Annotated in this window: 17 protein-coding genes; 6 read left to right on the top strand and 11 right to left on the bottom strand. The window is 40.9% G+C overall.

The window, feature by feature from the left end; all coding sequences use genetic code 11:
* Positions 1-5: 5 nt before the first annotated feature.
* Positions 6-1,649, top strand: coding sequence for a PepSY-associated TM helix domain-containing protein (locus CBM24_RS25720; RefSeq protein ID WP_088163238.1), 1,644 nt, complete (start codon positions 6-8; stop codon positions 1,647-1,649).
* Between the two features lie 240 nt (positions 1,650-1,889).
* Here the strand turns inward: CBM24_RS25720 and CBM24_RS25715 are convergent, their stop codons facing one another.
* Entirely contained in the window at positions 1,890-3,305 is a 1,416-nt protein-coding gene (locus tag CBM24_RS25715) for a PLP-dependent aminotransferase family protein (protein ID WP_088163237.1), read from the bottom strand.
* 2 nt (positions 3,306-3,307) lie between these two features.
* Complete coding sequence (locus CBM24_RS25710) at positions 3,308-3,679, bottom strand: hypothetical protein (protein WP_088163236.1); 372 nt, start codon at positions 3,677-3,679, stop codon at positions 3,308-3,310.
* A 303-nt stretch (positions 3,680-3,982) separates the two neighbouring features.
* Here CBM24_RS25710 and CBM24_RS28175 point away from each other — a divergent pair, with 303 nt between their 5' ends.
* Positions 3,983-4,228: a DUF4143 domain-containing protein gene (locus tag CBM24_RS28175; protein WP_088163809.1), complete on the top strand. Its 246-nt coding sequence runs from the start codon at positions 3,983-3,985 to the stop codon at positions 4,226-4,228.
* 43 nt (positions 4,229-4,271) lie between these two features.
* Here CBM24_RS28175 and CBM24_RS25700 read toward each other — a convergent pair whose 3' ends face one another.
* From CBM24_RS25700 to CBM24_RS25690, 3 genes are all read right to left on the bottom strand, one after another.
* Positions 4,272-5,963, bottom strand: a complete 1,692-nt coding sequence (locus CBM24_RS25700; RefSeq protein WP_088163235.1) for a HEPN domain-containing protein — start codon at positions 5,961-5,963, stop codon at positions 4,272-4,274.
* A gap of 23 nt (positions 5,964-5,986) precedes the next feature.
* On the bottom strand, positions 5,987-6,532 hold the full coding sequence (locus CBM24_RS25695) for a hypothetical protein (RefSeq protein ID WP_088163234.1): 546 nt from the start codon (positions 6,530-6,532) through the stop codon (positions 5,987-5,989).
* A 297-nt stretch (positions 6,533-6,829) separates the two neighbouring features.
* The gene (locus CBM24_RS25690; RefSeq protein ID WP_088163233.1) at positions 6,830-7,591 is read right to left on the bottom strand and encodes a hypothetical protein; all 762 of its coding nucleotides are present in this window, start codon (positions 7,589-7,591) and stop codon (positions 6,830-6,832) included.
* A gap of 190 nt (positions 7,592-7,781) precedes the next feature.
* Between CBM24_RS25690 and CBM24_RS25685 the strand changes: the two genes are divergently transcribed.
* The 3 genes from CBM24_RS25685 to CBM24_RS25675 all read left to right on the top strand — a co-directional run bounded on the left by CBM24_RS25685 (position 7,782) and on the right by CBM24_RS25675 (position 10,045).
* A complete protein-coding gene (locus tag CBM24_RS25685) occupies positions 7,782-8,198 on the top strand; it encodes a hypothetical protein (protein ID WP_088163232.1) in 417 nt (138 codons plus the stop codon).
* A gap of 28 nt (positions 8,199-8,226) precedes the next feature.
* A complete protein-coding gene (locus CBM24_RS25680; RefSeq protein WP_075994501.1) occupies positions 8,227-8,607 on the top strand; it encodes a hypothetical protein in 381 nt (126 codons plus the stop codon).
* A 217-nt stretch (positions 8,608-8,824) separates the two neighbouring features.
* Positions 8,825-10,045, top strand: a complete 1,221-nt coding sequence (locus tag CBM24_RS25675) for a hypothetical protein (RefSeq protein ID WP_088163231.1) — start codon at positions 8,825-8,827, stop codon at positions 10,043-10,045.
* Between the two features lie 181 nt (positions 10,046-10,226).
* Here CBM24_RS25675 and lipB read toward each other — a convergent pair whose 3' ends face one another.
* The 4 genes from lipB to CBM24_RS25655 all read right to left on the bottom strand — a co-directional run bounded on the left by lipB (position 10,227) and on the right by CBM24_RS25655 (position 15,230).
* Positions 10,227-10,922 (bottom strand): lipoyl(octanoyl) transferase LipB, encoded by a 696-nt coding sequence (lipB, locus tag CBM24_RS25670; protein WP_088163807.1) that lies wholly within the window; start codon positions 10,920-10,922, stop codon positions 10,227-10,229.
* Positions 10,923-10,982: 60 nt separating this feature from the next.
* Complete coding sequence (gene hflX, locus CBM24_RS25665; protein ID WP_075994499.1) at positions 10,983-12,173, bottom strand: GTPase HflX; 1,191 nt, start codon at positions 12,171-12,173, stop codon at positions 10,983-10,985.
* Between the two features lie 460 nt (positions 12,174-12,633).
* Positions 12,634-14,739 (bottom strand): ATP-dependent DNA helicase RecG, encoded by a 2,106-nt coding sequence (recG, locus tag CBM24_RS25660; protein WP_088163230.1) that lies wholly within the window; start codon positions 14,737-14,739, stop codon positions 12,634-12,636.
* Between the two features lie 65 nt (positions 14,740-14,804).
* Positions 14,805-15,230, bottom strand: a complete 426-nt coding sequence (locus CBM24_RS25655) for a hypothetical protein (RefSeq protein ID WP_088163229.1) — start codon at positions 15,228-15,230, stop codon at positions 14,805-14,807.
* Positions 15,231-15,335: 105 nt separating this feature from the next.
* Here CBM24_RS25655 and CBM24_RS27970 point away from each other — a divergent pair, with 105 nt between their 5' ends.
* Entirely contained in the window at positions 15,336-15,458 is a 123-nt protein-coding gene (locus tag CBM24_RS27970; protein ID WP_262507978.1) for a hypothetical protein, read from the top strand.
* A gap of 78 nt (positions 15,459-15,536) precedes the next feature.
* Here CBM24_RS27970 and CBM24_RS25650 read toward each other — a convergent pair whose 3' ends face one another.
* Together CBM24_RS25650 and CBM24_RS25645 are read right to left on the bottom strand one after the other, a co-directional pair.
* Positions 15,537-17,207, bottom strand: coding sequence for a RagB/SusD family nutrient uptake outer membrane protein (locus CBM24_RS25650; RefSeq protein ID WP_088163228.1), 1,671 nt, complete (start codon positions 17,205-17,207; stop codon positions 15,537-15,539).
* Positions 17,208-17,303: 96 nt separating this feature from the next.
* Positions 17,304-20,363, bottom strand: a complete 3,060-nt coding sequence (locus CBM24_RS25645) for a SusC/RagA family TonB-linked outer membrane protein (protein ID WP_088163227.1) — start codon at positions 20,361-20,363, stop codon at positions 17,304-17,306.
* Positions 20,364-20,755: the final 392 nt, after the last annotated feature.

Here is a 20,755-nt window from a genome sequence, read left to right as displayed (position 1 = left end):
TGGCCATGAATAACCGAAATTATAATATCTATTTCAATACGCATACCATTAGTGGCATTATTATTTGCGCCATCCTGTATGTAATATTTTTTGCGGGATCATTTGCATTTTTTAGGGATGAAATTGCTGCCTGGCAGAATAATACATCCTATAAGACCTATCGCGAAGATCATCAAAACTTTGATCGTTTGCTCGATTCACTCCAAGGACAAACAAATTTGCATGGACGCGATATCACTTTTTATATGCACCGGGAAGGGACCTCAGCCTATGTGGGCTTGAGTGCATCTAACGATAGCATCCTCAACAAAGAAAATCTAGCAAAGGTAACGCCTGAACAGAAAGCAGCAAAACAGAAGGGCCGCAGAAGAGGTGGCGATGATGATTCAAAGAACTTTACCTATAATTTTGCAAATAAGAAGTCAGGTGATTATACGCAGAATTACGATATGGGCGAATTTCTGTTTCGCTTACACTTCATGGCTCAGCTCAATCAGGTGCCAATTCGCGTAGGTATAGCCCCCTTTGGTTATCTTATTGCTGGAATTACCGCTTTTATTTTCCTATTTGCTCTTATTACAGGATTATTGTTGCATTGGGACAAGATCGTCTCAAATTTCTTCGTGTTCCGACCCTTCAGTAAATGGAAAACGGTATGGACCGACATGCATACGGCATTGGGTGTTATTGGTTTTCCGTTTCAATTTATCTTTGCGGTAACAGGTACGTTTTTGATCATTAATTCTGTCCTGGCTTTGCCGCTGAGTAAGTTGTTGTATGATGGTGATCAACAAAAAATGTATCAGGAGATGGGGGTTAGTGCCGAGACCGATTTTCCTTATACCTACAAACCTTTAAAAGCAGACATTAAGATCGCTCCATTTTTGGATCTGGCAAAATATAAATGGCCTGAATCCGATTTTCAGCGCATTACGATCAAAAACTATGCAGATTCCAATATGCATGTTGTCATGGAGCTGGAGCCGCAGTTTAATAAGAGCTTTGCTGGATCGGGTATATTGTCTGTGAGAGCGGCCGACAATAAGGTGGTTGCCGAAAAATCCCCGATCAGTGAAGCTACTTATGCCGATGGTGTCCGCAGCCTTTTATATCGCCTGCATTATGGAGATTATGGCGGTTATCCGCTTAAGATGGTATACTTTATTTTAGGTGTTATGGGCTGTTTAGTCATTATCTCTGGTATATTAATCTGGCTGGTAGCACGTGACAAAAACAACGTAATTCCACGAAAGCGAAAATTCAATTTCTGGGCGGCCAATATCTTCACGGCAATATGTCTGACGATGCTGCCTGTCACAGCATTGACTTTTATTGCCATTAAATTGAGCCCAGAGGTTAATCAGGATTTTATTTACCGTGTGTATTTCTATAGTTGGCTTGTACTTTCACTGTATTATATTATACGGAGAAGCATTCGACGCACCAATCGCGAAACATTGCTGGTTGGAAGCATATTGGCATTTTTTATTCCACTAGTCAATGGTTTTATAACTGGTAACTGGATCTGGGATACATTTCGCAATGGACAGCGTGATATTTTTGTGGTAGACTTTTTATGGCTTATGATCGGTATCATCGGTATAATCGCCTATAACAAGACTAAAAAATTCTTTGAGACTATTCGTTAACAAAGATTCTTTTCTCTCTGCGAAGTAAGTACACTTCGTTTTTTAATTCCAAGGGCGCTCACAAGGTGCCCTTGGAACGTTTATAGGGTAAGGCTTGGGAAAAATCTTTGATGCCATGTTGATCCTTGATGGAAAAGTGGTAATTTTTCCAAAGAAGGTCCCAATGATATTCCTCCTTTCGTTCAGGCCGATGATGTTGATGAAATAGACTGGGATTGATTTACTTGGAGTATGGCTTTCTTAGCGTACAGCTTTGAAAAATCGCCCAAGGCGCATCAGATCCTGTGCAGTCTTTTCGTTCCAGTCCACGGCATAGTTGAGCCGAATACAGTTCTTAAACTGATCATGCTGCGTAAACATCCTTCCTGGAGCAAAACTCAACTTTTGCCTAAGGGCATAATCGTAGAGCAGGGTCGAGTCTATTTTAGGGTCCATCTCTAGCCAAAGTACAAACCCACCCTCAGGCTGTGACATTTTTGTGTTTTCCGGAAAATGGGCCTCAATGCTGTTTCTGAAATTGATATAATTGCTGTACAGTTTTTTTCTGAAGCTATTGAGGTGATGGTCGTACCTGCCGATCTGTAAGAATTTGGAAACCGCCTCTTGATAAATTGCAGGCTGCGAAATCGTCTGTATGAGTTTTTGTTTTAGGATTTTATCCTTGTATTGCCCGGGCTCAACCCATCCGAGCCGAAAACTTGGCGCCAATACTTTGGTAAATGATCCACACCACATCACCAGTCCCTCTTCATCAAAATATTTGCATGGCTTGGGCCGTGACGAACCGAAATAGATGTTTCCATACAGATCGTCTTCAATCAATGGGATATGGTGATGGGCGAGCAGTTTGACCAGCTCCTTTTTATGCTCATCGGGCATGAGCGCGCCCAGTGGATTGCTAAAGTTGGTAACGAAGCAACAGACATCAATTTTATGAATAACTTTTTTCAGGGCATCTAATTCAATTCCCGTAATAGGATGGGTCGGAATCTCGATGGTTCTGAGTCCCAGTAGTTGAAAGGCCTGAATAAAACCAAAATAAAGGGGGCTTTCCACCGCGATGGTGTCGCCGGGTTTAGTGACAGCCCGAAGGCAGCTGTAGATCGCATTCATGGCACCCGATGTGATAATAAGATCCTCGTCACTTATTTTTCCTTCAAGTACCAATGACCATTTGGCAATTTCTTTCCGCAAGCTTGGACTTCCCTGTACCTGTCCGTATTGATCACCGTAATCATGCAGTTCATGAACCGACTCTATAATGCATCTATTGAGTTTCTGAATCGGAAGTAATGATGCGCTGGGTAAACCCAGTGAAAAGCGTGTAATTTCCTTGTCTTCCAGGGAGTGAAAAACTTTATCGATCAATGCTGCAGGATCTTGTTTCTTTTCGTCGATTTTAAACGTGGAAATAGAAGGAATAGCCATCCGACGAAGCCCCGACCGACTAACGAAATAGCCTGATTTTGGTCGTGACTCAATGAGAGATCTACTCTCTAATTCCATATAGGCGCTTTTTGCTGTATTTAAACTTACATTGTATAGCTTCTGAGCGCTCCGGACAGAGGGCAAACGATCTCCATAGACCAAAGAGCCATTTTTGATCTGGCTCTCAACAATATTGGCTATTTTCTTATATAACAGTTGCTGCTCCATGCTTATGCTAATTTACTGTTTCTGTTTTGATTTAACCAGTTGTTATATCGATGGATTCCTTTTCTGAGCAATTCTTCCGAACCAAATAGGTCAATCAACTGGTGCTCGAAGAAGGATTGTGCTTTTTCCGTGAATACTTTGGAGAGCGTGTCCGAAATAGGAGCTTCGTAGGTAATTTCGATCGATAACAGATTTTTTTTGCAGATTGTTACGGACGAAAAAGCTGTTAATTGATTACATTGATCGAGTGCCATAAAAGGCATGCCTATCGAGTCTGTATCCAGTTGTTTTTTGTTGAGTATTTCTTTGATAAGCGCTAAATCAGAAAGATCCACTTGTCTGATCAGATACGGTTGATTTGCAGTTGTCGCCATAAGAATAAATCTTTTTGCTAATTTAAGAAGGGTACAGGATGCTGTTTAGGTACAGACTGCAGTTAAAATAAGGGTACAGAAAAAAATAAGATGACCATGAGTTTTTTTAATTTCCATTTGAGATCTTTACACTAGGAAAAGGATATCTCTGGATCCATAAATTATGAACTCGTATGCATAGCTTGTTTCCTTTATTTATCGCGATGATCGCGATCATCGTATTGATCGAAATGTGGGCCACCAAACTACGGATGTGTATTCACCAAAAGTAATGCTTTTTGGTGAGTTTGTTCACCGAAAAGCATTACTTTTGGTGAACGCTTAAAACATAACAGTTATAGCCGGCATTTTGTTAATAAGTACTTTTGGCGAACAAAACAGCAGCAAGAAATTGATTACGTAGAAGAAGCGGATGGTAAAATAACTGGCTACGAATTTAAATGGAATCCTAAGGCGAAAGCAAAAATACCATCAAATTTTGTAGAAGCATATAGTGCAGATGTTCAGGTAATATCAAGGGATAATTTTAGAACGTTTATTGGTCTTTGATAGCATTTGAATCATGGTGCTCAGGCTTCTGTTTTAATCTCTTTTATTCAACTTGTTCGAGCAGCTGTTGGCTGTAAATTTTCTCAAAATAGATTTCCATCTCATTGTTGCATTTTTCGATAAATGTTTTTGTGCGTTGTTGCAATTCTATGATTGTTAGTGGATCTCCTTTGTAATTTGCATTATATCTAAATTCCTGCTGTGCTTCCGTAATATTCTTAAAAGCGGCGAAATGTTCCTCATGGTCAAGGCAGAATGTTGCGTAGGCATCAGGGACTATCAATTTGCAGAGTGTCATTAGAAAAGTCAGGTTGACACGTTGCGGTTTGTATTGGATGACGGAATTGATTACCCCGAGACAAGCCTGCTCCAACGCTTGCGATAGCATATAATATGAGGCCTCGATGCTTATTGACGACCAGTCTTCCTCGTAGGGTAAATATAATGTGCGCGCATTATTATAGCGCGTCTTCCATTGTTGATGTACATAATCCAGATTAAGCTGTGGGGCAACGATGCTTTCCAGATCGATATTTGCTATTGATGGATTCTGAAACCAGATGTCACCGGCTTTCAGGAGCGAAAGAAAAAAGGGATGACCTTTTGAAAGCTGTTTGCTGAAAGTGGTGGTGTTTTCAGGGGCGAGCGTAAGCGATACATTGTTGGGGAGCAAATCCGTTATGAGCTGCGTTAGATTATTGATCTCGGCGCTTAAAATATCATAAGCAACAAAAATATAGTAGGCATGCGTGATACAATCATTTTTTGCCCTTCGGAGCGCATTCTGATAGTTGTGATGATCAGAATCATAACCGAAACATACTACCAGCGCAGGAGTGCAATAGTGCTCTATAGCGTTTAAAATGAGGTCTCGATAATTGGCGTTACAATAGTTTTGTTTGTATATTTCATTGTTATTTTTGCAATTTTCGACTTCGTTGTTAGCAGCTGGGACTGGGTTAAGTTTTGACTTAATTTCTTTGAATAAAAGATTGGAATAATCGTAGATCCAGTTTAATGTATTGATAGCAATCTGATAGGCTGTTTCTAAAACATCTTCATCGATAAAATAGTCAAAGTGATATCGATAGTCAATGTAAGCCTTGTTGATTTTCTCCAAAGCTTGTTTGTCTTCGTTTTTATCAGCTAGTGTGCTGAGGCGATCGTCGAAAGCTTTAAGATAGTTTATATGGTTTTTTAGCGAATGAGACTTTTTATCCTCAACGACGAGGATATTTTCTGCTGTTCGAAATGCAAGTTCTAACGCTTGGTGTAGCATGAATGCTGCGTGCGCATAATTTTTATGCTCGAAATAGAAATTGTAGCCATCTATAAAAGATCGAATCTTGCCCTTTTCCTTATCGATATATGTCCGTGTTTTTTCGATGACTTCGTCACTTTTATTATTTGGTAAGACAAGGGGTATATCTTGCACAGGATTCTGATAAATGCGGTTGTCAGGTTGGCAAATAAGATAGGCTCGGCCTAAACCTTGATTTATTTTTTGTTGTATTTCGTGGGTGAAGTTCACATTGATATACACATTGGGATAGGAACCAACGGTTTTGTTTATCAGACTGTTTGCATCGGAAAATCGAATTCCGGCATTTGACGTAAGATTGACTTGTAACATCTGATACTTTTTACCATCGTGGTCAAAAGTCCATTGGTAAATTTCATCGACGGCAACAGCACGAAGTATTGCTTCGATAATAGGGTTAATATCGGTGTTCATAATAAATTGGTTTGGTGTTGTGGTTATTTATCTATTTTTCCTTCATTTAGATGTATGGTTTTCAAAACAATTGGGAGATCTGAGAGTATTTCTTGAAGAGGTATGAGATCTTCTGAATAACTTAAAAAAGTGCAACTAAAACTTGGGTCCAAGTAGGAAAAGAGAAGTTCGTCTATAGCGGTATACCAGTCTCTGTGACTTTGGTAGCTAAACATTTTCGTTAAAAAATCGGGAGGATATACTCCTAGACGATAATTACAGGAGCAGTCAATCTCGTCGCTATGGTTTGGAAGAACATATTTTTTATTCTTTCTTCTTAATCCGGATTTGTTAAATATCAGCCAAGCAAGATCGATCGCTTTACCGAGTTCTAGATAAGCATGCGTTGAGTTAAAATCCTTACAGCGGATCTCTTTGCATAAACACATGTTGATAAAATGCAAGAAGTTTTTACTGCAAGTTTTTTTATCCTCTGAAAATTTTTTGAGGGTCAACAAGTGATTATTGAATTGGCCTTTACGGAGGTATCTAAATTCTCTCCATGTTATTTTTCTGCTTTTCTTTTTCATCTTCTTAAGTTATTTGATTATCAATTGTTTTTTTTGATTCAGTTATTTATACTACACCAGAGAGGCGCTGTTGAGCTGAAACTTTGTGAGTACCTTCGTGGACGCACAAACTAGGTCTTTATTAAGCGCTGTTTTAAGCAATATTCAACGAGCCTAATGCCATTTATTAATTCCCCTCGTAATTACTCATGCATAGTTTATTTTTCAGCTGTATTCATGAATTCGTTGCATTTTGGTTGAATAAATTATGCGGATTTCATTGATCTTTGGTGCTTTAAAAGCGTTAGTTTATTGTTTCTAAGTTGCTATTTCGCTTACGGGGATTTCTGATATGTGTGAGTTTTGGCTGTCTTCAATATCATTGCTGTTTTCCTGCACTTCTTTTTGAGCATATTTTTTATCAATACTTTCTTCTATGATTTGCCGTAATTTAGTTTTCTCTTTGGTAGACTGATGAGGTTCATCATTTATAGCTTTTACATAGCATGGAACATTTAAGGATATTCCTTCATCTTCATAGATATAATGTAGGGCGAATGCGAGTCGCATCAGCAATTCTCGTATGGCCATAATTTGATCGCCAAAATATTCGTAGTTACCTGAGTCGGATACCGTTAGATAGTGCATGATATCATCCATTGTTTCATACCATTTTTGAAGAGATTGATATGAGAAAAACTTACTGATGGTGTCAGAAGGATCTATATGTCCGTTGGTCGTATATTCCAGTTTAAATAGATAATTGTGGTAGTCTTCTTTTGTCGAAAAGAAATTCAATGGCGTTTCTTGTATAGAGAGTTGACATTGATGAAAAATTACAAAAGCCACTTCAATCTGTTTGATCATTTGTTTGCAATGATATCCGTTTTCAGCAAAATTGTGATCTGCCATTTCGGGGACAGTTGCTGCGTTGACAAAAAGCTGAATATGATTCACCCAGTAAATAATATTTGTTCCATAGCGATAGAAATCCCTGATATAGATCATTGGATTTTTGACTATATCCTTGCTTAAATAGCGAAAATGTTTCGCTTTTAGTTTCTTTTGCGTATTTTTCATCAGATTATATGTTTTAAAGTTGATGAAACTGCTGCGTAGGGCTAATAACGATCCGTGCACCTGATCTAAAGCCTTATCGGTTTCATTTGTAAGTTTTTTTGGTTAATGTTGTGTTTATAATTATCAATAGTTAAGCTAATTTAAACACTAATTTTCGATTAAACAAATTTTATATTGATAATTATTGATTATGAGTTCTTTTTTAACGAGAATTAAAGTTATTGCAGATAGAGAAGGACTGAGCGTAACAGCCTTTGAAACTGCCGTTGGAGCCAGTAGAGGCGTATTTACACGTGCCTTAACCAACAATACAGATGTACAGGCGAAATGGTTAATTAGTATTGTTGAAAAATATCCTGCATATTCTTCCGATTGGTTGTTAAAAGGCGAAGGCGAGATGCTAAAGCCTATTCTTACGCAGGAAGAGGAGCGGGAAGGCTATCTGACAAATGAAATTGAAGGCGTTACTAATGCCGTTGTCAGTTCACTAAAACAGGTTATATCGTCACAAAATATCACAATTAAATCTCAAGAGAAGACAATTATTTCGTTGGAGCGATTATTGTCGATTCAAGAGCAGGAAATAAAATCGTTAAGAAATAAATAAACAGCCAACATTTAAAAAAAAGCTATAGGTGAATGTAAAGGAACGTGTGCTGCTTATTGCTGAAACCAAAGGGATCAGCAAAACCGAATTTTTCAAAGATGTGCAACTTTCCTATGCAAACTTTAAGGGAGGGCAGAAAAATACTGCACTCAGCTCCGATGCCATGGTTGCTATACTGTCTAAACATCCCGACATTAGTCCGGCCTGGTTACTCATGGGGGAAGGAACTATGATGCGGAAGGATGAGAGGAATGTGGTAAGTGCTCCACCTGCCGAAACAGCTCCTTCTACTGCCGAAGGCCTCGGAATTTATAGGCAGCTGGTCAATGCCTTAGAGCAAACAGTCAAGGCACAGGAAAAAACAATCCAGTCATTAGAAGGACAGGTGAGTTTATTGCAACGCAAATAGCCATATCGCGTAGTTTAGAAACCAAATAATCTCCTCTCCAAAAAATACCTGATTCCGGTGATTTCATTGGCCTCCTTTTTGTTTTAATTTCGTTATTGTAACGGTGCATGTTTGACCGGCAGCCAGAAAAAGTTTCTGTTGCATTTATAGATGTCTCGTTCCCTGCGGTTGATCGCAATGGAACGACCACTAGTCCTTTATTCAAAGAATTAATTTTATGTCGAAAAAAGTATTTGTTATATGCTGTCTGCTTTTAGCTTGTTTTGTGCATCAGGCAGTAGCACAGGCTGCGGGTCAGCGCCCAATGTATACCTCAACATGGGGGCACCTTTACCGTGAAGCAGGAAACAGTAAAGACCTCTTGGGGGTTTTTCCGACCGAGGCTCCTGTCTACCTGCTAGATTCCACCAATACACAGTATAAGGTGCAGGTGAGTAATGGGGATATCGGCTATATTGACCGTCAGCCCCTCAAAAGTGCAATGTTCGGAAAAAGATCTGCCGGCGAGCCAAAACAATATTTCTATCGCGGAACAACAGATGCCCAATGCCCACATTTCTATGTGCAGGTGTCGCAATTGCGCGTGCGTAAGGCTCCTAATACAACAAGTACCGCTGTGCGTAGGGCAGGGCTCAATGAAATGGTATGTATCGATTATGTGCCGCTCTACACAGATGGATGGGTCTACATCGGAGACCACTTTCATGAAAGTCCGGAGTATATTCAGATGAAATTTTTGGGGTCAGAACTAACGTATGACAAGGTGCTAAGAGAATATCTGGCCATAAAAGGAAAGGACCAGGAGAAAGAGCTGGCAGCAGTTGGCCGCCTGCGTGAGATCGGTTGGACCAAGTATCCCAAATTAAAACAGGCCCTTACTTATTGGAAGGAATCTTATGCTCAAGCGGGAATAGTAGATCCCAAAGTTGATATAGACTTTGAATTACTCTTGGCCAATAAATTCCAAAATGAGCTCCAGTCCGAAGTTTATGCCAAGAAACTGAAAGCGCTGAATTTCCATTTCGAATGGAAAGGAGTGTCGTTATCTGACGGCAAAATTACGGATGCTCAGATGAAGCAACTCGCTTTACAACGGGTTTCCGAAATCCCGGATATGACCGAATGTGGCTGGGAGCCGCGGTATTACTATAAAACACCGAATATGATCGTAGCTTTCGAAGAAAACTATAAAGGGAAAGTGGTCGGTTCGATATATAAGCTATTTTTTAGTGATGGCGAAACCATTGTCATGGGCAACGAGCGAATGGATGCCAATTACGCAGAAAAAGACTTTGTAAACCACTTTGGTGAACTGCTTTCGGCAGATTGGATTTCAACGCCACATACGTACTATATTCAAAATGGCGATGCCGGGTTATTTATTTTCAAATTTGTCGAAGGAAAACTGGCCAGCTATGAGTGCATGTATTATTGTTAATGCTCCGAAATTGTGTAGGGGTTAAGTATAGACTTCCAAGCGTTTGAAATGTCCTTCCTTTGTGATGTTAGCAAGGATTTTATTAACGAGCATGAACAGGGATGCTCAAAAAATAAGGCCCTTTGAAGGGGAATTAAAACTCCGCTTTCAAAGGGCCTTTGGATGTTATTGAAATCTTAAATTAGACTACTTGCATTTCAAAGAGTTTTGCAATATGTCCTTTCAATTTTTCTTTCACGTCTTCCATATCGACTTCTTTGCCAAGTTCCCGCTTTAAAGACGTTACATCCTTATCGTCGATACCGCAAGGAATGATGTTGCCAAAATAGTCGAGGTCTGTGTTGACATTGAATGCAAAACCATGCATGGTCACCCAGCGTGAAGCGCGAACCCCCATCGCACAGATTTTGCGTGCGGTCGGTTTATCGGGCTCTATCCATACACCGGTAAACCCGGGATATCTCCCGGCTTCGATACCGAAATCAGCACAGGTTAGTATGATGGCCTCTTCCAGTGTACGCAGATAAAGATGTATATCGGTAAAGAAGTTGTCGAGATCCAGGATCGGGTAACCGACAATCTGTCCCGGACCGTGATAGGTAATGTCGCCACCCCGGTTGATCTTGTAGAATTTGGCCTCTTTCTCTTCGAGCCCTTTTTCATCTAACAGCAAGTATTCTTCGTGCCCGCTTTTCCCCAAGGTATAAACATGGGGATGTGCTGTAAAGATCAAGTAATTCGGGGTACTGGTTGCTGTCGCGTTGACCCTATTGTCGTGCTTAATGTCCAATACTCCCTTAAAGATGGATTCTTGTCTGTCCCAGGCTTCTTGGTAATCGACAAGACCCCAATCTTGAAACTGCACCTTTTTGTTCATTTCGTGTTTTTTTAAGCTGTGAATGGACATAAGGTCCATTCACAGCATTGTTTGTCAAAATTAATACAATAAGTTATTGTATGGATAACGTTCATTGTGCATCTTCACAATGATATCGTAAAGTTTTTGTTTGAACTCTTCGATATTCGTTTTATTTGTTGCTGACAGAAAGATTGCGGGATCTGAATTTTTTGCCATCCAGGAATTACGGAAATCATCCAACGTTACCTCGATCTCCTCGCCATCGTGTCCTTCTTCGACGGCTGGTTTATAAAGGTCAATTTTGTTAAATACCGTAATCACCGGTTTGTCCAGCGCTTTAAGGTCCTTCAATGTTTCGTTTACCGCCTGGATATGATCTTCAAAATTCGGATGGGAGATGTCGACCACGTGGATCAGGACATCGGCTTCCCGAACTTCATCCAATGTGGATTTGAAACATTCCACCAAGTGATGCGGCAGTTTGCGGATAAAACCAACGGTATCTGAAAGCAAAAAAGGAAGGTTGTCGATAACAACTTTACGTACTGTCGTATCTAATGTCGCGAAAAGTTTATTCTCGATCAATACATCAGACTTGGAGATCATATTCATGATCGTCGATTTTCCGACATTGGTATAACCTACCAAAGCTACACGGATCATCTCACCACGGTTTTTTCGTTGTGTCTCGTTTTGCTTGTCGATTGCTTTTAGGCGTTCTTTGAACAAGGAAATTTTGTCCAGAATGATCCGTCTATCGGTCTCGATCTGTGACTCACCCGGACCGCGCATACCAATACCCCCGCGCTGACGTTCCAAGTGGGTCCACATACGGGTCAAACGAGGTAAAAGGTATTGCAGCTGTGCCAATTCCACCTGTGTCTTCGCCTGTGCTGTTTTGGCATGACGGGCAAAGATGTCCAGGATGAGATTGGAGCGGTCCAATATCTTGCGTTTCAGTTCTTTTTCAATGTTGCGCAACTGCGAAGGTGAAAGCTCATCGTCGAAAACAACGATGTCGATTTCCTCGGCTTCGACGTATGCTTTTATTTCTTCCAGCTTTCCACTACCGACAAATGTAGCGCGATCTGGGAAGCCCAGTTTCTGTGTAAACATACCTTTGGTCTCGCCACCGGCAGTCTGTACAAGAAATTCAAGTTCCTCCAAGTATTCCTTTGCTTTTGTCTCCGTCACACTTGGCGTGATGACACTCACCAAGACGGCTGTTTCGGGTTTTATAGCTGTATCGTGTATTTTAAATCTGGCCATTTTGTACTATTAAGTCTTTCAAGTGAAGTCGGCAGGTCATTAAGCTTTACACTGTATGCTATTGCCTACCTCTTGTTATACGTTCACTTTTTAATTATTTTCAATGAGCTCGCAAGCCCGGTTTTTGGATGCCGATTATGACATAATTCTCCATTAACCAATAAATTTCCTGTGATTTGCTTACCAGGGCAACTCAAAATATGTAAGCGTTCGGTCGCCATCTTTTGCCTAGTAAAAGAAGGGATATTTTTCTATATCATGTTCATAATGATGCAAAAGTAAATAAATTTGGTTTTATTTACAAAAAAGATAAATTGTCTTCAAGCGCTAATTAAAAACAATTCGCATCCTATTTATGTTGAAGAGCGGCCTTTAGATTCCAACGCGCTCTGTTTATTCCCTTAAACACGTTGTCGATTGATTTGCTGACCCCGTTTTTTATTTCGAAAATGACATGCGGTTAAGAAATCTTATCCCAGGCAATGCCATCGGATTTTCTTGCCAGGAAGCTTCGCAGCAGATGATTCTTTTCACTTTGTAGTGTTGGGTCTTCTTTGAAGATAGCAATGACGGTGTTACGGCATTCGGTAAGCAATGCCTGATCTGTCGCTAGGTTCGCCATCTTGAGGTCAAGTACACCCGACTGTTGCGTGCCTGATATGTCGCCCGGACCACGTAGCTGTAGGTCGACTTCCGCAATCTCAAACCCGTCATTGGTACGCACCATTGTATCCAGCCTTAATCGTCCTTCTTTGCTCAGCTTATTGCCCGACATCAGGATACAGAAAGACTGTTCGGCACCACGGCCTACGCGGCCACGCAATTGGTGCAGCTGGGATAATCCAAAACGTTCGGAATTTTCAATGACCATGACCGAGGCATTGGGAACATTAACTCCAACCTCGATAACGGTGGTGGCAACCATAATCTGCGTTTCATGTTTGACAAATCGTTGCATCTCAAAGTCTTTATCTTTTACGGGCATCTTGCCGTGAACAATACTGATCTTGTATTGTGGTAGTGGAAATTCGCGTTGCAAGTTCTCAAGGCCTGCTTCTAAATAAATCAGATCCAGTTTTTCGCTTTCCTTGATAAGGGGATATACCAAGTAGACCTGCCTGCCTTTGGCGATCTCCTCGCGCATAAAACCAAACATCCGCAAACGCGAACTTTCAAAAAAGTGAACAGTCTTGATTGGTTTACGCCCAGCAGGTAATTCGTCTATCACGGAGATGTCCAAGTCGCCGTACATGGTCATCGCTAGTGTGCGTGGAATAGGTGTGGCTGTCATGACTAACATATGCGGTGGAATGACATTCTTCCGCCAAAGTTTGGCCCGTTGTTCTACGCCAAAGCGATGCTGTTCGTCAATAACAACGAAGCCCAGGTTTTTGAACTGCACCTTATCCTCGATCAGGGCATGGGTGCCAATTAAAATATCCAGGCTGCCATCTTCCAGTGCCTGGTGGATCAAGCGACGTTCCTTCGTGCTTGTGGAGCCTGTAAGTAGCTTGATATTGACGATGTCATCGCCCACGAGCTGCTTGAGTCCATGATAATGCTGTGTCGCCAGGATTTCTGTTGGTGCCATCATGCAGGCCTGAAATCCATTGTCGACAGCGAGCAGCATACTCATGAGGGCAACAACTGTTTTGCCGGAGCCAACATCGCCCTGCACCAGACGGTTCATCTGCGCGCCTGTATTGGTATCGATACGGATTTCCTTCACAACGCGCTTCTGTGCACCTGTCAACGGGAACGGAAGGCGCTCATTAAAGAATGTGTTGAATTTTTCACCGACTTTATTGAAGCGCTGGCCTCTAAACTTCTGAGTATTGAGCTGTTTGTTGTTGAGCAGCTTGAGTTGTATAAAGAATAGTTCTTCAAACTTGATGCGTTTGATGGCTTGATTAAGCTCCTTTTGATCGCTTGGAAAATGTATGGATGCGAAAGCCTGCTGTCGCGATATCAGGCCATGTTTAGTGAGAACATCCTGAGGAAGGGATTCGCCTATAGTGCGAAATACGGTTTCCAATGCAGTCTGTTGTAAGCGTTGGATTCCTTTGGTATCCAGATTGAACTTTTTGAGTTTCTCTGTTGATGAATAAACCGGCTGTAAACTCATATTGCCGATCTGTTTTACCTGCGGATTATACAGATCCATTTCGGGATGGGTAATGGATAGCTGACCATTGAATTCGCTTGGCTTGCCATAAATAATATAGGCCGAACCAACTTTCAATGATTTTTGAAGCCATGGAATAGACTGAAACCAGACAAGCTCCATGGAGCCGGTTTCATCTTTGAAAGAACCGACAAGACGTTTCGTTCTCTTCTCGCCCACGAGCTGTAAAGAAACCAGACGGCCCAGAACCTGTGCAGCCATCATATCAGGATGAAGTTTCCGGATTTTATGAAACTCCGTACGGTCGATATAACGGAAAGGATACTGTGTCAATAGATCGCCAATGGTAAACACCTGTAGCTCTTTTTTGAGTACATCTGCTTTTTGTGGACCTACACCTTTGAGGTATTCTATGGGGGTAATTAAACTTAATTCAGCCATTCTTCTTGAATGGCTAAATTACGAAAATTTATGCTTTTGTGGAGCCGTTTATTGGCTTGGTATAACTATTTTGAAGCAGGTTCTTCATAGTTAATGTCTGCTTTTCCTTCTTTACAGATCACGCTCAATGGTTTGCGATAAGGTATACAATTTATTCGGGGAGCCATCATAGGCTGGTATATTTCCATCAGTTTGTTGTTGTCATTGATCATATTCTGCAAGGTTGTTTTATCAACGGATTTGTGGTAGGGAAGATAACTTGTCCCACATACTGTCCGTATTTCTATCATTTCCCATTCTGTAGCATCACTGCATGCTTTGGGGCTGGCGAAGGCAATTATTTTACTGTATTTTTCATTGGAAAGCGACTCAAGTTCCTTTTCTGTTTTGTCCTTGTAGGGGTTTTCTAAATGTGATTCTGATTTACAGACAACAAATAGCATGCTGCAGGCTAAGAGGGTGGTCATACCCAAAATGGAAAGATTTTTCATAATATTCTTCTTGGTTTTTTAACTAAACGGGTAATTTTTGATCTCTGCTACAGGAGGTCTCTATTAAGTTTTTGTTAAGCGAACTTGGAGTATGTCGCAGTAGCCGTGAGAAGAGAAGAGAAGAGAAGAGAAGAGAAGAGAAGAGAAGAGAAGAGAAGAGAAGAGAAGAGAAGAGAAGAGAAGAGAAGAGAAGAGAAGAGAAGAGACTTGGTTAAAGCTGGAGGATAGATATTAATTGCATAAAAACAGGGCTGTCCAATCGTTTTGGACAGCCCCGTTTAAGATTTATTTCGGATCATTTCTCGATTAGAAATTACCCTTATTTACATCCCACCAAAGTCTGGTACCGCCGTTGTCAGGTCCGCCCAACAAGGAGATTGCAGATTGTACTTCGGCTGCATTTGTATTGTATTCATTTTGTGGGAACGGTAAACGGTGGATCTGTATTTTAGTATCGATCAGTCCACCGCTATTGTTGACAACAACTGGGAATAGACGTGGATATCCTGTACGGCGGAATTCACTCCAAGCCTCTTGTCCTTCAGGGAAGATCGCCAACCATTTTTGTGTGATAATACGTTCCAATTTTTCTTCGTTGGTAGCGCCCTCATTCCATTTGATTGTAAGAGCACTTGGTGATTCTGCATTATTCTTCGCATTGAACGGATCCTCGTAAGCTGCTGCCTTACTTGTATTATCATTTAGGTAAGTGCTTAAACCAGAAGTTACACCCCATTGCGTAAAGGAAGTTTCCACTCCTTTTTCATAAAGTGATTGCGCTGTTCCGCCAGCATTGTTCCAACCTCTCAATGCCGCTTCGGCACGTAGGAAGTAAACCTCAGCAGCAGTCATTAATATCGGTGCTGTTGTCGCTACGAAAGTAGGCGTTGTACCTTCGGTATTCAAAGCGGATAGTTTTTGGTATTTATCCTTTTCGATACCATCAGCACCCGTACGGATTCCAATGTATTTACCGGCGAAAGCTGTTGTGGTTGCATCTTTAATGACAGGTGCCATGTATTTGGAGATACGCGGGTCATTCAATCCTGTCATATAAGACGAAAGCGTCGCATTGATGCGGGTATCGGCCCAGTTTTTGGAAATAAACCAAAGTGGATTGCTGTAGGTTCCATCTGCAGGTACAGTGATCTTGAAGTTTTCGCTATTGCTTTCCAAGACACCACCATTTGCCGGATCCAATGCTTTCTCAGCCTGTGTTTTCGCTAACGTTGCATCGATTTTAACCAAACGCATCGCTAAACGAAGGCGCAATGAATTGGCAATTTTCAACCAATTTTTAAATCTGACCTGATTATCTGTATTCGGAAATACAAGATCGATCTGGTCAATTTTGGCAGCCATTGGACTATCTGCTTTGTACGATTTCAATGCTGTTACAGCCTCATCAAGCTCTTTGAAGAAAGCAGCATATACATCGGATTGTTTGTCGTATGGAACAGTATTGGAGGTGCCTACTTTACTATATGGGATAGGACCATAGATATCTGTCACCCGGCTGGCAGCTTCTACTTTGATCACCAAAGCCGAACCCCATAATGCAGGATAGGTTTCTGCAAGTCCATTGCTTTTTAATTTTTCAATGGATTTGATGACATTCAGATAGAGTACTTTAAATGGTTCTCCATTCCAGCCGTTCACCATGGCATAATTCAGGTTGTTCTGTCCACTATTAAAAGGCGTAGGAGACATGAAGAAACCTGAAAATACATCCGCGTTCAGATTCTGTTGTACTTGATAAGAGTTGGGATCGCCTGCGCCTGAGAAATTGTAGATAGACATCTGTGCATTTCGCAAGAAAATGACAAGATCTTGGCCATCACCTTTTAAATCCTCATCCGTAACGCCAATGTTATTTTTGTTATAGTCCTCAAAATTCTTGGTGCAACTACTTAAGGTGCCGCCAAGCATTAAAAAAGCGAGTGAGAACTTGGATATGTTTTTTATGTTAAATTTCATCTTTTAATCGTTTGTATTTTAAGACTATATAAAATACCCTCGCCATGTTTACCGATATAGGTATTTTTTAGCGGTGGATATTTCATTGTTGGCCGTTTAGAAAGTTGCATTTAGTGTAAGACCGTAGTTACGCGTTGCCGGCATCATAAAGATGTCCACACCACTTAAGGAATTACCTGTAGACATCGTTACTTCAGGATCGAAAGGAGCCTTTTTCGAAATATAGAATAGGTTTCTTCCGACAGCATTTACGCGAAGTTTTTTGAAGAAACTGTCTTTAATATTGAAGTCATAACCGAAAGTCAATTCACGCAATCTCACCACCGTTCCGTCGTAAATATATTGGCTGCTAACAGGGCCCATACCAGCCGTAGAAGTGTACCATTTTTCGGCGTCCACTGTTGTTACGGCTTTACCGCTTGGTGTAACCCCATTGATACTAACACCTCCATTGGCACGAGCATCGCCACTAGCTTTAGAGACGCCGTAACCGTCAAGCAATGCTTGTGTCACGGACATCACTTGGTAGTCAAATTTACCGTCGATCAAGAAGCTTAAGTTGAAATTTTTATAATTGAAACTGTTGTTCCAGCCCATCTGCCAAATGGGGTTTGAATTCCCAAGTTTGGTGTAGGTGTTGTTCTTCTGTGGAATACCGTCCTCGGAAATAAGAATCCTTCCTTGTTCGTCACGTACAAAATCTTGACCATAGATGTCTCCGAAAGAACCACCAACTTGCAATTTGGATGCAAAATTATTACGTCCCTCACCTGTTAATGTAAATTCAGAAATACCGTCAGCAAGTTTTACAATTTTGTTTTTATTGTACGTAAAGTTGAGGCTGGTCGTCCATTTGAAATCGTCATTTTTGATCGCATCCAGTGATACCAATGCTTCTACCCCTTGATTTTGAATGTCTCCGGCATTAACCGCATACATGTTATTGAGGGATGCATTTCCAGCTGCAATTTTGAAAAATTGATTTGTGGTGTTTGTTTTGTAATACGTAACGTCAACATTCAAACGGTTATTCCACATGCGCCATTCTGTACCAATCTCCAAAGAAGCTGTTTTCTCTGGCTTTAATTCTTTCAAGAAGGCAATATCATTTACCGTTAGCACCGCATAAGGATCTACCCGGTTGGTAAGCAATGTGGTATAAGGCGGAAGATCATTTCCGACTTTTGCATAGGAACCACGGATTTTGGCCATATTCACAAATTCGGGAAGATTAAGTTTGTCGTTCAATACGACGCCCAAGCCAACCGATGGATAAGCGTATGGATTTTGCGGTGTATAGGCCAATGTGCTCGACCAATCCCAACGTGAAGTCAAATCCAAATAAATCCAGTTGTCATAGGCTAAGTTAGCCGATGCAAATACCGATTGTAATTGTCTTCGGTTTGCAGATAGTGTCGAAGTGACCGGAGTTGTCGTATTTTGGATAAAGAACTGGTTGGGAACTTTCAAACCATCTTTACCGGTGTTGAAGTCTGTACCTTCTGTTTTCCAGTCGGTGATACTTGTACCAACCAATCCGGTGATCTGTAGTTTATCGCCAATATTAAAGTTCATGTTGGCGGTTAAATCACCATATTGTTGGGTGATCGTGGTATTTGTATAGCTATAAGCCCCATTTTCACGCGCTAAAATGTGTTGTGTGCCGGCATAAGCTTTCCGATCCCATACTTCGCTGGTACGGTCTACACTACCACGGGCCTGTACGCTGATCCAAGGTGCAATCTTGTATTTTGCGCTACCATTCAAGAGTAAACGATTACGTGTTGAACGCGTTGAATTACGGTTCATGATCCACCAAGGATTTTGTTGGGTAGTCTCGTCGTCCGAAAGAGTAAACCAGTTTTGATCATAAAGATTACGGCCTGTGTTGAAGGTTTCGAAATTTTTATAATCCGCAATATTTAAGCTTCGAGGTAATAGGTAGGTTCCAACCAATGGGTTGTAATAAAATCCTGAAGTAGGCGCATTATCCAATTTTTGGGTAATGTAATTGGCACTACCTTCAACGGTTAACTTATTATCAAAAAATGAAGCACTCTCCTTAAGGTTGAAATTGTGACGCATCAGGTCATTTTCTGGAAGAATACCTTTTGCAAGCGTATTTGCATAAGAGAAATACGTTTGATTTTTTTCGTTACCTCCGGACAATGTCAATGAATTGGTGAAATTGCTACCTGTGCGGAAAAATTCGCCTACGTTATCATAGTTGGCGCCATCGGTTTTGTCGCCCCAGCTAAATACACTGGTGTTACTGTTTTTACCACCCGAACCTTGGCCATATTGGTTTTGGAATTTAGGTGTAGATACAGCTTGTTCGATCTGTGCACTTGACGAGAAGTTGATCGTTGTGCGGCCTTGTTTACCTGATTTTGTTGTCACCAAGATAACGCCGTTGGCTGCTTGGCTACCATATAATGCCGCCGCAGATGCTCCTTTTAATACGGAGATGTTTTCGATATCTTCTGGGTTGATCAATGAAATAGGATCGCCACCATCGCGCTGTCCACCGAAAACGTTGTCTGGCTGACTTGCCAATGTCTGGTTATTGATTGGAACCCCATCGACAACATAAAGTACCTGATTGTTGCCGGAAGCCGATTTGTTACCACGCAAAATAACTTTTGCCGAACCACCCGGTCCAGAAGAGCTGGAAGCAATGTTAACACCGGCGACTTTACCGTTTAAATTATTCGCCAAGTTGGTGCTTTTAACTTTGTTTAATTCGTCACCACTGACCTGTTGTGTAGAGTATGTTAATGATTTTTGTGCACGGCTAATACCCAAAGCAGTAACGACCACACTTTCCAGTTGTTGGGTTTGTTCTTCCAAACTCACCGTAACTGTCGTTTCTCCAGGGCCCAATGTGACTGTTTTATTTTCGTAACCGACCGTACTGATGTTCAGTATGCGGTTTTTATCGTCGACATTGATCTGAAATGCACCTTTACCATCCGTAGAACTTGCGTTGGATGTGCCCAATACTTTGATTGTGGCACCTGGAATAGGAGCTTTGGTTTTAGCGTCTACAACCGTTCCCTTTACCTGGTTGGTTTGCGCGTGCAATAAAGATGCTGAAAAAAGCATTGTTGGAACAATACCTAACACCCTTAATGTAGAGTATAATTTGTTATTCATATAGTATATGTGTTATATTCAGTTTTTTATATACATATTTTCATAACGGTGAAATTTTTAATGAAAATGGGCTAATTCCATTTAGCATTTTGGTTAGAAGAGAAGATATTGAATAATCGGGGGGCAAAATAAGTGATTATTTGTAATAGTGTGTATGCTATTCAATACCTAGTTATAGGAAGAAAAAGCGGTGTGATTTTCCTTAATAAAGATCTAATTTACTATAGTTGAGGAAAAATCAAAAATTTTATGAAACAAAAATGATACATATAAGGTGTTTTTTGCTTTTAAAGCCTTGATAATTATTTTGTTATATGTTTTGTCATTTTTTTAAGTAGAGATCGCGGCATTGTCTTGCATCATCCGAAAGATGTAATCTGTTTAATTTCAGA

It is taken from the genome of Sphingobacterium sp. G1-14 (genome assembly GCF_002196555.1).
GTDB lineage: Bacteria > Bacteroidota > Bacteroidia > Sphingobacteriales > Sphingobacteriaceae > Sphingobacterium > Sphingobacterium siyangense.
The sequence above is the reverse complement of the archived record's forward strand: the minus strand, read 5'-3'. Positions and strand labels throughout refer to the sequence as shown.

What these genes read in the sequence shown, in the direction of transcription:
- recG (WP_088163230.1), bottom strand. Translation starts at nt 14,739, where the DNA reads ATGGCTGAATTAAGTTTAATTACCCCCATAGAATACCTCAAAGGTGTA.
- CBM24_RS25690 (WP_088163233.1), bottom strand. Translation starts at nt 7,591, where the DNA reads ATGAAAAATACGCAAAAGAAACTAAAAGCGAAACATTTTCGCTATTTA.
- CBM24_RS25700 (WP_088163235.1), bottom strand. Translation starts at nt 5,963, where the DNA reads ATGAACACCGATATTAACCCTATTATCGAAGCAATACTTCGTGCTGTT.
- CBM24_RS25695 (WP_088163234.1), bottom strand. Translation starts at nt 6,532, where the DNA reads ATGAAAAAGAAAAGCAGAAAAATAACATGGAGAGAATTTAGATACCTC.
- hflX (WP_075994499.1), bottom strand. Translation starts at nt 12,173, where the DNA reads ATGGCCAGATTTAAAATACACGATACAGCTATAAAACCCGAAACAGCC.
- CBM24_RS25650 (WP_088163228.1), bottom strand. Translation starts at nt 17,207, where the DNA reads ATGAAATTTAACATAAAAAACATATCCAAGTTCTCACTCGCTTTTTTA.
- CBM24_RS25710 (WP_088163236.1), bottom strand. Translation starts at nt 3,679, where the DNA reads ATGGCGACAACTGCAAATCAACCGTATCTGATCAGACAAGTGGATCTT.
- CBM24_RS25675 (WP_088163231.1), top strand. Translation starts at nt 8,825, where the DNA reads ATGTCGAAAAAAGTATTTGTTATATGCTGTCTGCTTTTAGCTTGTTTT.
- CBM24_RS25655 (WP_088163229.1), bottom strand. Translation starts at nt 15,230, where the DNA reads ATGAAAAATCTTTCCATTTTGGGTATGACCACCCTCTTAGCCTGCAGC.
- CBM24_RS25685 (WP_088163232.1), top strand. Translation starts at nt 7,782, where the DNA reads ATGAGTTCTTTTTTAACGAGAATTAAAGTTATTGCAGATAGAGAAGGA.
- CBM24_RS25715 (WP_088163237.1), bottom strand. Translation starts at nt 3,305, where the DNA reads ATGGAGCAGCAACTGTTATATAAGAAAATAGCCAATATTGTTGAGAGC.
- CBM24_RS25645 (WP_088163227.1), bottom strand. Translation starts at nt 20,363, where the DNA reads ATGAATAACAAATTATACTCTACATTAAGGGTGTTAGGTATTGTTCCA.
- lipB (WP_088163807.1), bottom strand. Translation starts at nt 10,922, where the DNA reads ATGAACAAAAAGGTGCAGTTTCAAGATTGGGGTCTTGTCGATTACCAA.
- CBM24_RS25720 (WP_088163238.1), top strand. Translation starts at nt 6, where the DNA reads ATGAATAACCGAAATTATAATATCTATTTCAATACGCATACCATTAGT.